Below are 11,560 nucleotides of genomic sequence, written 5' to 3'. Positions count from 1 at the left end.
CGTTCGACCTTCCACGTTCGGCCTTCGACCTTCCAGGGAGCCGCCCCCGTGATCCAGCGCGTCACCACTCCCACCCTCTTCCCGCCACCCCGCTACTCCCATGCCTCCGTCGTCGAGGCCGGTACGAAGCTCGCCTTCCTCGCCGGTTCCGTGCCGCTCGACGCCGAGGGGAAGCTGGTGGGTCCCGGGGACCATGTACGGCAGGCCGAGCAGGTGCTCCTGAATCTCGAGGAGCAACTGCGCTCCGTCGGCAGCGACTTGGCGCATGTCGTGGCCACCGATGTGTACGTCGTGAGCAGCGATACCGCGGCCTTGTCCGCCGTCTGGGACGTCGTCGAGGCGTCCGGGCTCAGTGTCGGGCCGCACTCGTCGACGCTGATCGGTGTGGCGTGTCTCGGGTACGGCGGGCAGTTGGTGGAGATCACGGCGACCGCGGTCGTTCCGGAGGAGGGGTCGGCGTGAGTACTGCCCCGGCAGATGTGGTCCTGCGCCGGGCGGTCGCCCCGGACGCCCTCGCCGCCGCCGACGTCTGGCTCCGCTCCTTCGCCGCCGCCCTGCCGACGGTCGTCAGCCCACGGTCCGGCGACGACGTGCGGGACCACTTCCGGAACGTGGTGGTGCCGTCGCGGGAGACATGGGTGGCGGATGCCGGGGAGGGGGGCGGGATCGTGGGGGTGATGGTGCTCCACGACGACGAGCTCTCCCAGCTCTACCTCGCCCCCGACTGGCGTGGACGCGGGATCGGCGACCGGTTCGTCGGGCTGGCCAAGGAGCGGAGTCCGGAGGGGCTGGACCTGTGGACCTTCCAGGTCAACAAGCCCGCCCACCGGTTCTACGAGCGCCACGGCTTCGTCGCCGTCGAGTACACGGACGGCAGCGGGAACGAGGAGCGGGAGCCGGATGTGCGGTACGTCTGGCGACCGTGAACCGGCGGGCGCTTCAGGTACCACCGCGCGCCGGCACCCCCTACCCCTTCCCCCCTATCCCTCCCGCCGCCGAAACGCCCACCCCGCCGCCTGCGCAGCGAGCCCCACCAGGTCGGGCTCCTCCGTGTCGCCCTCCAGGTGTCGGTACTCCACCGCGGTGAGGATCACGATCCGTTCCCGCAGGCCCAGGTGGCTGTAGAAACCGGTGTCGAGGATGTCCGCGGCCGCCTCGCCCGCGGGGACGCCGGCCGCGTGCCTGGCATGGACCAGCGCTTCGAGCTGCCGTAGATAGGCGATGTGGTCCCGGACGTCCTGCGGGTCCATCACCGGCCCGTGACCGGGGACGACGACCTCCGGGTCCAGGGCGAGGATCGTCTCGCAGGCCGCGGCGATACGGGCCAGTGGGCCGTTCCAGTGGACGGGGTGGTCCTCGGCGAACAGGACGTCTCCGGCGCAGACGACCCGCTGGGCGGGGAGGTGGACGATCAGGTCGCCGGCCGAGTGTGCCGGGCCGACCTCGATCAGTTCGGCCTCGATGTCGCCGACATGGAGGTCATAGCGGCCGGAGAAGGTGACCGTGGGAGCCACGGACTCGACGCCCTCGTAGGAGTAACGGCCGAAGTGTTCGCGCGCGTACCAGCCCAGCGGCTGGTCGGCCGGCGTCTGGGTGGTGAGGAAGTGCATCTGCTGCGGCGACGGTTCGTGGCACAGGTGCTCGGCGCTGGCCTTGGTGGCGATGATCTCGGCGCCGGGGAAGCAGCCGTTGCCGAAGGTGTGGTCGCCGTTGACGTGGGTGTTGACGATCGTCCCCACCCCCGCGGCGCCGGCCGGCAGGACCGGGCCGGCGGCGGCGATCAGGGCCTCGGTCATCGGTCGGTCGTAGGGCGTGTCGACCAGGGCCGCCTGCTCGCCGGAGGTGATCAGCAGACAGTTGGCGAAGCCCCAGGTGCCGGTGTGCTGCGGGGCCCACAGGTGGAGGCCGTCGGCCACCGGGGTGAGTCCGTCGGGAAGGTTCATGCGGCTCATTGTGGGTGAAGATCACCGTCCGCTCTGTGGCCGCCCCCACAACGTCCCCGGTTCCACCACAGGTTGGCCCAGCCCCCGCAGCCCTCCCGGCACGGCACCCTCACGCGCGGCACCCCCTCGCACGGCACTCTGCCCGTCAGTGCTCTCCCGAGGAACCCGCCACCTCAGCCCTCCAATGACCGCACCCGGCCACCCCCTCAGCCCTCACCCCTCCACCTCCGGCCCCGGCCCCGGCCCCGGCCCCCAAACCCTCCGCTTCTCCACCGGCTTCGCATACCCCCCAACCCGACTGGTCCCCAGCCCCAACCCCACCAGCCCCTCCGCCAGCTTCACCGCCGCCCCGACCCCGTCCACCACCGGCATCCCCAGCTTCTCCCCCAGCAGTCGCTGCAACCCCGTCATCCCCGCGCACCCGAGCACCAGCACCTCGGCTCCCGCCTCCCGTGCCCGCTCGGCCGCCGACAGAAAGGCCGCCTCCGTGCGGTCCGGGTCGCCCAGGTCCAGGACCCCCAGCCCCGTCCCGACGACCGCGGCACAGTTGCGGCCCACACCCGCCAGCTCCAGGCTGTCCTCGATCTGCCCGCACGACCGTTCCAGCGTGGTGACGACCCCGTACCGCCGCCCCAGCAGACAGGCCAGATGGGCCGCGGCCTCCGTGATGTCGACCACCGGCACGTCCACCAACTCCCGTACGCCTTCCCTTCCGTGCTCCCCGAAGCCGGCCATGACCACGGCGTCGTAGGACGGGCCCTCGTACGTCCGCAGGAGATCGATGACGGCCGCGGCCGAGAGATAGCTGTCGAGCCAGCCCTCCGCCGACTCGGGTCCCCACGTGGGGGTGAGGCCGAGCACGGTGGTGCCCGGGCCTGCCGCGGCCCGGGCACCTCGTACGATCTCCTCGGTCATCTCCTGCGTGGTGTTGCAGTTGGTGACGACGATCCGCACGTCCGTCAGACCTCCACGGCAGTCGGCTCGGGGACAGGGGCACGCTCGGAGCGGCAGATCACCAGGTACAGCCCGGCCGCCAGCGCCGTGCCGATGAACCAGGAGTACGGGGCCACGTCGCTGAAGGTCTTCACCAGCGCCAGCACCGCCGCGACCGCAGCCGAGGGCAGGAACGCGGCCAGGGCCTTGGGGTTGACGCCCTTGCGGTAGTAGTAGCGGGAGCCGGGGCGGGCGTCGAAGAGCTCGTCGACGTCGACCCGTCCACGCTTGATGAGGTGGTAGTCGACCATGATCACGCCGAACAGCGGGCCCAGGAAGGCGCCGAGGCCGCCCAGGAAGTAGTTGACGACCGTGGGGTTGGAGAACAGATTCCACGGAGTCACGACCAGCGCGGCGACCGTGCTGATCATGCCGCCGACCTTGAAGGTGATCTTCTGCGGCCAGACGTTCGCCAGGTCGTACGCCGGTGAGACGAAGTTGGCGACGATGTTGACGCCCATGGTGGCGACGGCGAAGGTGAACGCCGCGATGACCAGGACCCAGGTGTTGCCGATCTTCGCGACGAGTTCCGCCGGGTCGGTGATCGCCGTACCGAACACCTTCAGCGAGCCGGCCGTCACGATCACCGAAACCACCACGAACGCCGTGGAGTTGATGGGCAGGCCCCAGAAGTTGCCGCGGCGGACGGTCTTGTAGTCCGGGGCGAAGCGCGAGAAGTCGCAGAAGTTGAGCATCAGCGTGCCGTACGTGGCCAGGATCAGGCCGATCGCGCCGAACCACTGCCGCCACTGCTCTCCGACCGAGACCGGGTGCGGGGTGGAGGTGAGCGAGATGCTCCAGTCGGCCTTCCAGAGGACCCACATCGCCAGCGCGATCATCACCAGCCAGATCGCGGGGCCGCAGAAGTCCTGGAACTTCCGCACGGATTCCATGCCCTGACTGATGATCAGCGCCTGGATCAGCCACAGCGACACGAAGGAGAGCCAGCCGAGGGCGTCAAGTCCCAGGAAGGAGTGGGTGGTCCAGGACTTCAGGCCCGGCCAGGCGGCCAGCAGCATCACGTTCACCGCGACCGAGGCCAGATAGGTCTGGATGCCGTACCACATGATGGCGATCACGGCGCGGATCAGGGCCGGGATGTTGGCGCCCCAGACGCCGAAGCTGATGCGGCTGACGACGGGGAAGGGGACGCCGTGGCGCTGGCCGATCCTCCCCATCCAGTTCATGCCGACGTAGATCAGCACGAAGCCGACCAGGAGGGAGGTGAAGACCTGCCACACGTTCATACCGAGGACCAGCAGGCCGGCGGCGAAGGTGTAGTTGCCGAGGTTGTGGACGTCGGACATCCACATGGCGAAGAGATCGAAGACCTTCCAGTTCCGCTTCTCGGCGGGTGCGAGGTCTTCGTTGGTGAGGCGTGGGTCGGGGACGAACGCTGGTGCGCCGGTGGCTTCGGCGCGATCGGCGAGGGACACGGGGCCTCCAGGGCGACGGGACGGAGGAGGAGGACTACGGACCGGAACGCGTTTGGTATACCAAACTGCGGTCATGGTCCTCCCGTCAACCGTTCCGACCGATGTCGTTGCCGTTAACGCTCCGTAAAACACTCCCGGGGTCGGCGAAGATGGGCTCATGAGCTCCCCGACGAAGATCGAACCCCTCGGCGCGGTCCGCGAGCGCGTCCTGGCGACCCTCCGGCAGGACATCATCGCCGGTCGGCTGCTGCCGGGCGACCGGCTGGTGGAGCGCGAGCTGGCCGAGCGGTTCGGGGTCTCCCGGGTGCCGGTCCGGGAGGCGATCCGGGCGCTGGTCGCCGAGGGCTTCGTACTCTTCGAGTCCGCGCGCCGTACGGTCGTACGACGGCTGACGCCGACCGACGTCAAGGAGCTCTTCGAGCTGCGGGAGGCGCTGGAGGTCTACGCGGCGGGGCTGGCCGCGTCCCGGGCGACCCCCGAGGCCCTGGCCGAGCTGCGCGAGCTGCTCGACGGCGCGGCGGCCGCCACCCGGGCCGGGGACGCCGAGACGATCACCGACGTCAACACCCGCTTCCACGACCGCATCCTCGCCCTGGCCGGCAACAGCCTGCTGATCTCCGTGATGGAGCCGGTCGACGGCCGTCTGCGCTGGCTCACCCGACAGAACGAGGAGTGGCCCCAACTCCTCACCGAGCACCGGGAGTTGTACGAGGCCATCGCCTCCGGCGACCCGGACCGCGCCCGCGCCCATGCCCTGAACCACGTCCAGGCCAACTACCGTTCCACCGTGCGGCATCTGTTCGGTGATGCCGGGATGTGACCGAGGCACAGGGGGAGAAGTGGTCAGCAGACGTGGGCTGTTGAGCGGGGCCGTGCTGATGGGCGTGAGCCTGGGCATGGTCGGCGGCGGGGCGGGGGTCGTCGTGGCGGACGTACCGCTGGACACACCGTTCACGCCGGTCGGCACACCGCATCTCGCGGAGGCCGAGCGGATGGTGGGCTACCAGCGGCTGCTGGCGGCCGGGTATCTGCCGACTGGTCACGGCCGGCGACGGATCACGACCGGCCACGGAGCACGGTCGGCGGTGCGTCACGGTCGGCGGCGGGCGTACTTGTCGGTCGCCGCCACCAGCGCCTCCGTCATGCCGGGCGCCCCGGGGGTGTGGCCGGCGTTGTCCACGACCACCAACTCGCTTGCGGGCCAGGCGTGGTGGAGCCGCCAGACGATGCCGGCGAGGTTGCCGAAGTCGAGGCTGCCCTGGACGAGCGTGCCGGGGACGTCCTTGAGCAGGTGCGCGTCCCGCAGGACGACACCCTCGTCGTTGCCCTCGCCGAGGAAGTGGCCGTTGCCCCAGTAGTGCGTGACAGTGCGGGCGAAGCCCATCCGGAACTCCGGGTCCTCGAACCGCTCGACCGACCGTGGCGGTGCGGGAATGGTGGCCGTCTCCCAGTCGGTCCAGGCCCGCGCGGCCCGCTCCCGCACCTCGGGGTCGGGCGACTCCAGCAGCCGGTTGTAGGCGGCGGCGAGACTGCCGTCGCGCTCGCCCACCGCCAGCTCACCCACGAACCGCTCGAAGGCCTCCGGGAAGATCTTCCCAAGTCCCCTGGTCAGCAAGGTCACTTCGGCATCGGAACCGGTCGCGACGCCGGTCAGCACCAGCTCGGACACCGCCCCCGGATGCGTCTGCGCGTACCGCAGAGCCAGCACCGACCCGAACGACACACCCCACACCAGCCACCGCCCGATCCCCAAGTGCCCTCGCAGCAGCTCCAGATCGGCGAGGAGATGAGCGGTCGTATTCACGCTCATGTCGGTGTCGTACGCGCTCGCACGGGGCGTCGAGCGTCCTGCGCCACGCTGGTCGAGGAGGACGATCCGGTAGGCGGCGGGATCGAAGAGGCGGCGCGCCCACGGTGTGCAGCCGGAGCCCGGCCCGCCGTGCAGGACCACCGCGGGCTTGCCCCGCGGATTGCCGCAGGTCTCCCAGTAGATGCGATTGCCGTCGCCGACGTCGAGGAGGCCGTGGTCGTAGGGCTCGATCTCGGGGTGGAGGGGCATCCGGGCACCGTAACCCCGCCGCCGCCCGTACCGCCTCTCATTTCACGGGCAGGCCTGCCGCCTCCCCCGCCGTGCGCAGCACGTCCCGCAGCATCTCGGGGGTGAGCTTGCCGGTGAAGGTGTTGCGCTGGCTGACATGGAAGCAGCCGAAGAGGCCGAGACCGTCGAGCGGCACGCGCGTGCCGTGCCCGAAGACGGGGCGGGGCCGGGGCACCGCCCAGCCCGCCTCGGCGAAGGCGGGCAGCGCGGCCTGCCAGCCGAAGGCGCCGAGCACGACCACCGCGCGCAGGGTGGGCCGCAGCAGCTTCAGCTCCTGGACCAGCCAGGGGCGGCAGGTGTCCCGCTCCCCCGGTGTGGGCTTGTTCTCGGGCGGGGCGCAGTGCACGGGAGACGTGATGCGCACGCCGTGCAGTTCGAGGCCGTCGTCCGCGCTGACGGAGGTGGGCCGGGAGGCCAGCCCGACGTCGTACAGCGCCTGGTACAGCACGTCCCCGGAGCGGTCCCCGGTGAACATACGGCCGGTGCGGTTGCCGCCGTGCGCGGCCGGTGCGAGGCCGACGATCAGCAGGGGGGCGTCGGCGGGCCCGAAGCCCGGTACCGGCCGCGCCCAGTACGTCCAGTCCCGGAAGGCCGCCCGCTTCTCCCGCCCGACCTCCTCACGCCACGCCACGAGCCGAGGGCACGCACGGCATCCGGTGACACGGGCGTCGAGCTCGGCGAGGCTGTCCATGCGTCCACCGTATGGCCGCGGGACTCCTTGCGGCAGCGAACTGCCGACGGCCCCGTTCCGGCGCATGCTGGAGGTATGGACACGCAGGCCACGGTGGTCGTGCTCCCGCCGGACGCGGACGGCGGACGGGCGGTGACGGTCAATGGTGAGCGCACGGGCACCGCGTACAGCCTCTTCGACGTGCTGGACTTCGTGCATCAGGCGGGCCTGCCCGCCGAGGACCGGGCCGTCGACGACCCCGAGCTGATCGAGTGGCGGGGCGGCGGACCGTACGAGTGGGGTGGCACACCGTAGCGGTCAGAGCTGTCCCGGGGAGGGTCCGGCCTCGGTCCCGCTCGCCGCGACCGCCCGCTGCGGGACGGCGGCCTCGGGCGCCCTGCGGGGCATCAGCAGCAGCGCGACCATGGCGACGGCACAGCACCCGACGATGTACCAGCTGATCCAGGTACTGGAACCGGTGTTCTTCAGGATCGCCGTCGCGATCAGCGGCGCCGGTCCGCCCGCCACGACCGACGCGAGCTGGTAGCCGAGCCCGGCCCCGCTGTAGCGGACGTTCGCGCCGAAGCCCTCGGCGATCAGCGCGGCCTGGGGGCCGTACTGGATGTCGTGGAAGACCAGGGAGAGCACGATGGCGAGCAGGACGAGCCCGGAGTGGCCCGTGTCGAGCAGGCCGAAGTACGGGAAGGCGTACAGGCCCGTGCAGCAGATGCCGACGCCGTAGACGAGCCGGCGTCCGAACCGGTCGGAGAGGTGGCCGAAGAGCGGGACGCTGACGAGCCCGACGGCTGCCGCGACGAGCGTGTAGTCGAGCAGGTCCCCTCGGGGAAGGGCGAGTTCCTCGGTGCCGTAGGTGAGCACGAAGGTGATGAAGAGATAGAACGGCGCCTGCTCCGACATCCGGACGAAGGCGGAGGTCAGGACGGTACGCCACTGGTGGCGCAGCACGCTCCGGACCGGCCGGCGCACCACCACCCGCTCCTCCTTCACCTGGGTGAAGGCCGGGCTCTCCAGCACCCGCAGCCGTACGTACAGCCCGATGCCGATCAGCACCACGCTGGCCAGGAAGGGGATGCGCCAGCCCCAGCTGTCGAAGCCGGCGCCGGCGGTGGCGTTCATCAGCTTGACCATGCCGGTGGAGGCGAGCAGGCCGAGCGGCACGCCGAGCTGGGGCCAGCTGGCCATCAGTCCGCGGCGGCGTTCGGAGCCCCATTCCATGGACAGCAGCACCGAGCCACCCCACTCTCCGCCGACGCCGATGCCCTGGGCGATCCGCAGCACGACCAGCAGGACGGGCGCGGCGAGGCCGAGGGTGCCGTAGCCGGGGAGGAGGCCGATGAGGAAGGTGCTGACGCCCATCAGGACGAGGGTGGTCACGAGGGTGGACTTACGGCCGATCCGGTCGCCGATGTGCCCGAAGACCGCGGCTCCCAGCGGACGGGCCGCGAAGCCGACGAACTGCGTGCCGAACGAGGCGAGCACTCCGGTGTACGCCGCCTCGCCGGGGAAGAACACATGGGGGAAGACCAGCGCGGCGGCGGTGCCGTAGAGAAAGAAGTCGTACCACTCGATCGCGGTGCCGACCGTGCTGGCGACCACGGCGCGGCGGCGATGTCGGTCGACGGCTGCGGGGGTGGGCTCGGGCGTGGACTCGTGCGCGGTCATGGCGGCTCCGACGCATGCGCATGGTTGAACCACTGAACCAATGGACGAGGCTCGGTGAGCGTGCTACCCGATCGCGGACATGTCAAGAGGGGTCGCGCTGCCGTCCTGGGCGGTCTGCGGACGCGATCGCGGTGAATGCCGCCCTTGTGCCGCTCGGCGCCCTCACCTGCGCGGTGTTCCTGCGCCGGACCACTCGCCCCGCCTGGGCAGGTACGCGAAATCCGTGCGGACCGCCCGCCCCGAGAGGACTAAGGTCGGGGACATGGCTTCCGAGGCTGACGAGGACGAGAACGGGCGGGGCTCCGGCGCGCCGCAGGCCGAGGGCACAGCGCCCGCCGAGCAGACCGTCGACCCCAAGGTCGCCGCCGCCGTCGCCGCCGCCGAGGCGGCCGGTCCGGCGAGCGGCGAGCCTGTGCGCGTCGACAGCTGGATCTGGGCCGTGCGCCTGATCAAGACCCGCTCGCTCGGCGCCACCGCCTGCAAGGGCGGCCATGTGCGCGTGAACGGCCAGAACGTGAAGCCCTCCCACACCCTCCGCGTCGGCGACGAGGTGCGCCTCAGGCACGAGGGCCGGGAGCGGATCGTGATCGTCAGGCGTCTGATCCGCAAGCGGGTCGGCGCCCCGGTGGCGGTCCAGTGCTACGTCGACAACTCGCCGCCCCCGCCCCCACGCGAGGCCGTCGCCCCGATCGGCATCCGCGACCGCGGCACCGGCCGCCCGACCAAGCGCGACCGACGCGAGCTGGAGCGGCTGCGGGGGCTCGCGGAGGGCAGCAAGCCGAGGCCGAGCGGACGATGACGTACGGCGGTGGCGTCCGGCTCGCACCGGACGCCACCGCCGTGTTCGGCGCTCAGGCCCGTCGTCGTACGAGGCTCAGCAGATCCGCGTTGGAACCCCGCCGGGCCCAGGCGATGAGCGCCAGCGGCACGATCAGGATCAGCGGGGTCGCCGCGTTCTCGCCGCCGAAGACGATCATCTGCACGAAGAACGCGCCGACCATCAGGGCGCTCAGCGCGACCGCGGCCACCGACTGCAGCACCGGGATCAACAGGGCCACGGCACCGGCGAGTTCGAGCGCGCCGATGGTGTACATACCGGCACTGCCCCAGCCGATCCTGTGGAAGGCGTCGACGGCGTAGGAGTTCCCGACCAGCTTGGGCAGGGCGCTCGCGATGCCGTAGAAGAGGGCGAGCAGGACCTGCACGGTGCGCAGTGCGATCCGGGCGCGGCGGCCACGGGTGGAGCCGGCGGCGACGGAGGCGGTGGGGACGGTGGTCTCGGACATGGGGTTCTCCTGTGGTGAGCGGTTCGTGTCGCTGTCACAGGGGCAGACCGGGCGTGGCCGCGGAACTCATCGGTGCCGGGAGGAATTTCGCGCACGCCTTCGGCGGATGACACGCCTACAGCGGAAACCACCCGTGCCCGATGTACCAGTGGCCGCCCGCCCGCAGATGGTCCCCGACGGCCCGCTCGACGGTCGTGCGCCGGGACAGCGCCTCGATCGACAACTCCGGGTCGCCGAAGACGAATTGCACCGGCTCCTTGTCGGACGGCTCCTCGTCCACGCGGGCGACGTGGAAGCGTTCCTGGAACCGCACGATGTTGGACTCCGCCGGCAGGTGTTCCTTCAACTGCGCGTCCAGCAGCCAGGAGTGGCAGACTCCGGCCCGGTACTTCTCCTCGGGGTAGTGCCGCGCGAAGAAGTCGGCGGCCAGCGCGAGCGAGCGGTCGCACGCCCGGGGCGAGAGCGGGCCGAGGAAGTCGGGGATGTGCACGTTCAGACAGGGAGTGCCCGGTCCCCCGTCGAGCCCCGCCGCGGCCAGCGCGTCCCCTGTGCGCTGCCCGAGCCGCGCCCGCTCGAACTGCAACCGGCCCAGCTGGTACAGCTCCCCCCGGAAGTGATGCACCAGCCAGCGCGGGGCCTGCACCCCCGCCAGACCGTACCGCCTGCGATGCACGGCCATGCTCCTGCCCAGGTCGGCGAGGGTGCGCCGGGACACGTCCTCCGGCACACCCCGCTCGCGGTGATACGCCCGCGTGTACGGCAGCGCGGCCACGAACACGTACACCGGGAAGCAGCGCTGCAACGCCCCCGACGGCCAGTCCAGCTCGGGCGGTTCGACCCCGCCGCGGATCTCCCCGAGGTCCCGGACGAGCTCCTCGACCGACGCCTCCAGGACATGCCGCAGCTCAGGGTCGTCGGTCACCCGGCGGCCCATACGGACGACCTCGTTGATGTCCTCGTGCGGTACGGCGAGGTCGATCAGCACCTCGGCCAGCTCGTCGGCGTCCGGCAGCACGTGTACCCCCTGGCCCAGCCCTTTGGTGAACGTCCGCCTCGAAGAGTACGTTGCAAGGAGGAGTAGTGATCGGGCGATGCGGACGGGCAGTGAACCCACGACCGCGCGCAGCGCACTGCGCGCGCGGTTCTGGCTGAGCGTGTGGGGGCTGGTCTGGGCGATCTTCGGTACGGCGGCGTTCGCGCTGGCCGGACGGCCCGGGTGGGCGGCCGCCTGCGGAGTGCTGTGGCTGGTGATCACCATCGACATGGCGGTCATCCTCAAGCACATCCGCGAGGGCCCGCACTTCCAGCCGGGCCCGGACATCCCCCCGTACCGCCCGCCGGAGAGCCGCCCCCGCTAGGGGGTGTCCGGCGGATCAGCTCGGCGTCGCGGGGCCTGGCACGCGCTCCCCCACTGCCTTGATGGCGTGGGGGGACCCCCAGCCGCGTTGTCG

General features: G+C 71.2%; 14 protein-coding genes. 6 read left to right on the top strand and 8 right to left on the bottom strand.

Going from position 1 to position 11,560, the window contains the following annotated elements; all coding sequences use genetic code 11:
* The first annotated feature begins 48 nt into the window (after nucleotides 1-48).
* On the top strand, nucleotides 49-462 hold the full coding sequence (locus ACWC09_RS39080; protein WP_450855804.1) for a RidA family protein: 414 nt from the start codon (nucleotides 49-51) through the stop codon (nucleotides 460-462).
* Nucleotides 459-926 carry a GNAT family N-acetyltransferase gene (locus ACWC09_RS39075; protein ID WP_450855803.1) on the top strand — a complete coding sequence of 156 codons (468 nt, stop codon included), beginning with the start codon at nucleotides 459-461 and terminating at the stop codon, nucleotides 924-926. The genes ACWC09_RS39080 and ACWC09_RS39075 overlap by 4 nt, the downstream gene beginning before the upstream one ends.
* Nucleotides 927-980: 54 nt before the next feature.
* Here the strand turns inward: ACWC09_RS39075 and ACWC09_RS39070 are convergent, their stop codons facing one another.
* The 3 genes from ACWC09_RS39070 to ACWC09_RS39060 all read right to left on the bottom strand — a co-directional run bounded on the left by ACWC09_RS39070 (nucleotide 981) and on the right by ACWC09_RS39060 (nucleotide 4,372).
* Entirely contained in the window at nucleotides 981-1,943 is a 963-nt protein-coding gene (locus ACWC09_RS39070; protein ID WP_450855802.1) for an MBL fold metallo-hydrolase, read from the bottom strand.
* 213 nt (nucleotides 1,944-2,156) lie between these two features.
* Nucleotides 2,157-2,897, bottom strand: coding sequence for an aspartate/glutamate racemase family protein (locus ACWC09_RS39065; RefSeq protein ID WP_450855801.1), 741 nt, complete (start codon nucleotides 2,895-2,897; stop codon nucleotides 2,157-2,159).
* 5 nt (nucleotides 2,898-2,902) lie between these two features.
* Nucleotides 2,903-4,372 carry an NCS1 family nucleobase:cation symporter-1 gene (locus tag ACWC09_RS39060; protein ID WP_450855800.1) on the bottom strand — a complete coding sequence of 490 codons (1,470 nt, stop codon included), beginning with the start codon at nucleotides 4,370-4,372 and terminating at the stop codon, nucleotides 2,903-2,905.
* A 157-nt stretch (nucleotides 4,373-4,529) separates the two neighbouring features.
* Here ACWC09_RS39060 and ACWC09_RS39055 point away from each other — a divergent pair, with 157 nt between their 5' ends.
* Entirely contained in the window at nucleotides 4,530-5,192 is a 663-nt protein-coding gene (locus tag ACWC09_RS39055) for a GntR family transcriptional regulator (RefSeq protein ID WP_450855799.1), read from the top strand.
* A 270-nt stretch (nucleotides 5,193-5,462) separates the two neighbouring features.
* Here the strand turns inward: ACWC09_RS39055 and pip are convergent, their stop codons facing one another.
* Nucleotides 5,463-6,431, bottom strand: a complete 969-nt coding sequence (gene pip, locus ACWC09_RS39050) for a prolyl aminopeptidase (protein WP_450855798.1) — start codon at nucleotides 6,429-6,431, stop codon at nucleotides 5,463-5,465.
* 37 nt (nucleotides 6,432-6,468) lie between these two features.
* Complete coding sequence (locus tag ACWC09_RS39045; protein WP_450855797.1) at nucleotides 6,469-7,161, bottom strand: uracil-DNA glycosylase; 693 nt, start codon at nucleotides 7,159-7,161, stop codon at nucleotides 6,469-6,471.
* Nucleotides 7,162-7,236: 75 nt separating this feature from the next.
* Here ACWC09_RS39045 and ACWC09_RS39040 point away from each other — a divergent pair, with 75 nt between their 5' ends.
* Complete coding sequence (locus ACWC09_RS39040; RefSeq protein WP_450855796.1) at nucleotides 7,237-7,455, top strand: hypothetical protein; 219 nt, start codon at nucleotides 7,237-7,239, stop codon at nucleotides 7,453-7,455.
* Between the two features lie 3 nt (nucleotides 7,456-7,458).
* On the opposite strand, the gene ACWC09_RS39035 is transcribed toward ACWC09_RS39040, so the two are convergent.
* Nucleotides 7,459-8,823 (bottom strand): MFS transporter, encoded by a 1,365-nt coding sequence (locus ACWC09_RS39035; protein ID WP_450855795.1) that lies wholly within the window; start codon nucleotides 8,821-8,823, stop codon nucleotides 7,459-7,461.
* Between the two features lie 262 nt (nucleotides 8,824-9,085).
* On the opposite strand from ACWC09_RS39035, the gene ACWC09_RS39030 reads away from it, so the two are divergent.
* The gene (locus tag ACWC09_RS39030; protein ID WP_450855794.1) at nucleotides 9,086-9,622 is read left to right on the top strand and encodes an RNA-binding S4 domain-containing protein; all 537 of its coding nucleotides are present in this window, start codon (nucleotides 9,086-9,088) and stop codon (nucleotides 9,620-9,622) included.
* A gap of 52 nt (nucleotides 9,623-9,674) precedes the next feature.
* On the opposite strand, the gene ACWC09_RS39025 is transcribed toward ACWC09_RS39030, so the two are convergent.
* Both ACWC09_RS39025 and ACWC09_RS39020 read right to left on the bottom strand, forming a co-directional pair.
* Nucleotides 9,675-10,109 (bottom strand): DoxX family protein, encoded by a 435-nt coding sequence (locus tag ACWC09_RS39025; RefSeq protein WP_450855793.1) that lies wholly within the window; start codon nucleotides 10,107-10,109, stop codon nucleotides 9,675-9,677.
* A 115-nt stretch (nucleotides 10,110-10,224) separates the two neighbouring features.
* The gene (locus ACWC09_RS39020) at nucleotides 10,225-11,124 is read right to left on the bottom strand and encodes an acyltransferase domain-containing protein (protein ID WP_450855792.1); all 900 of its coding nucleotides are present in this window, start codon (nucleotides 11,122-11,124) and stop codon (nucleotides 10,225-10,227) included.
* Between the two features lie 76 nt (nucleotides 11,125-11,200).
* Here ACWC09_RS39020 and ACWC09_RS39015 point away from each other — a divergent pair, with 76 nt between their 5' ends.
* Nucleotides 11,201-11,467: a DUF6343 family protein gene (locus ACWC09_RS39015; RefSeq protein ID WP_450855791.1), complete on the top strand. Its 267-nt coding sequence runs from the start codon at nucleotides 11,201-11,203 to the stop codon at nucleotides 11,465-11,467.
* Nucleotides 11,468-11,560: the final 93 nt, after the last annotated feature.

It is taken from the genome of Streptomyces sp. NPDC001617, from assembly GCF_053596855.1.
The sequence above is the reverse complement of the archived record's forward strand: the minus strand, read 5'-3'. Positions and strand labels throughout refer to the sequence as shown.

Bases quoted from the DNA above. Each gene is read 5' to 3' on its own strand.
- ACWC09_RS39070 (WP_450855802.1), bottom strand. From the start codon at position 1,943: ATGAACCTTCCCGACGGACTCACCCCGGTGGCCGACGGCCTCCACCTG.
- pip (WP_450855798.1), bottom strand. From the start codon at position 6,431: ATGCCCCTCCACCCCGAGATCGAGCCCTACGACCACGGCCTCCTCGAC.
- ACWC09_RS39045 (WP_450855797.1), bottom strand. From the start codon at position 7,161: ATGGACAGCCTCGCCGAGCTCGACGCCCGTGTCACCGGATGCCGTGCG.
- ACWC09_RS39035 (WP_450855795.1), bottom strand. From the start codon at position 8,823: ATGACCGCGCACGAGTCCACGCCCGAGCCCACCCCCGCAGCCGTCGAC.
- ACWC09_RS39015 (WP_450855791.1), top strand. From the start codon at position 11,201: ATGCGGACGGGCAGTGAACCCACGACCGCGCGCAGCGCACTGCGCGCG.
- ACWC09_RS39055 (WP_450855799.1), top strand. From the start codon at position 4,530: ATGAGCTCCCCGACGAAGATCGAACCCCTCGGCGCGGTCCGCGAGCGC.
- ACWC09_RS39040 (WP_450855796.1), top strand. From the start codon at position 7,237: ATGGACACGCAGGCCACGGTGGTCGTGCTCCCGCCGGACGCGGACGGC.
- ACWC09_RS39030 (WP_450855794.1), top strand. From the start codon at position 9,086: ATGGCTTCCGAGGCTGACGAGGACGAGAACGGGCGGGGCTCCGGCGCG.
- ACWC09_RS39025 (WP_450855793.1), bottom strand. From the start codon at position 10,109: ATGTCCGAGACCACCGTCCCCACCGCCTCCGTCGCCGCCGGCTCCACC.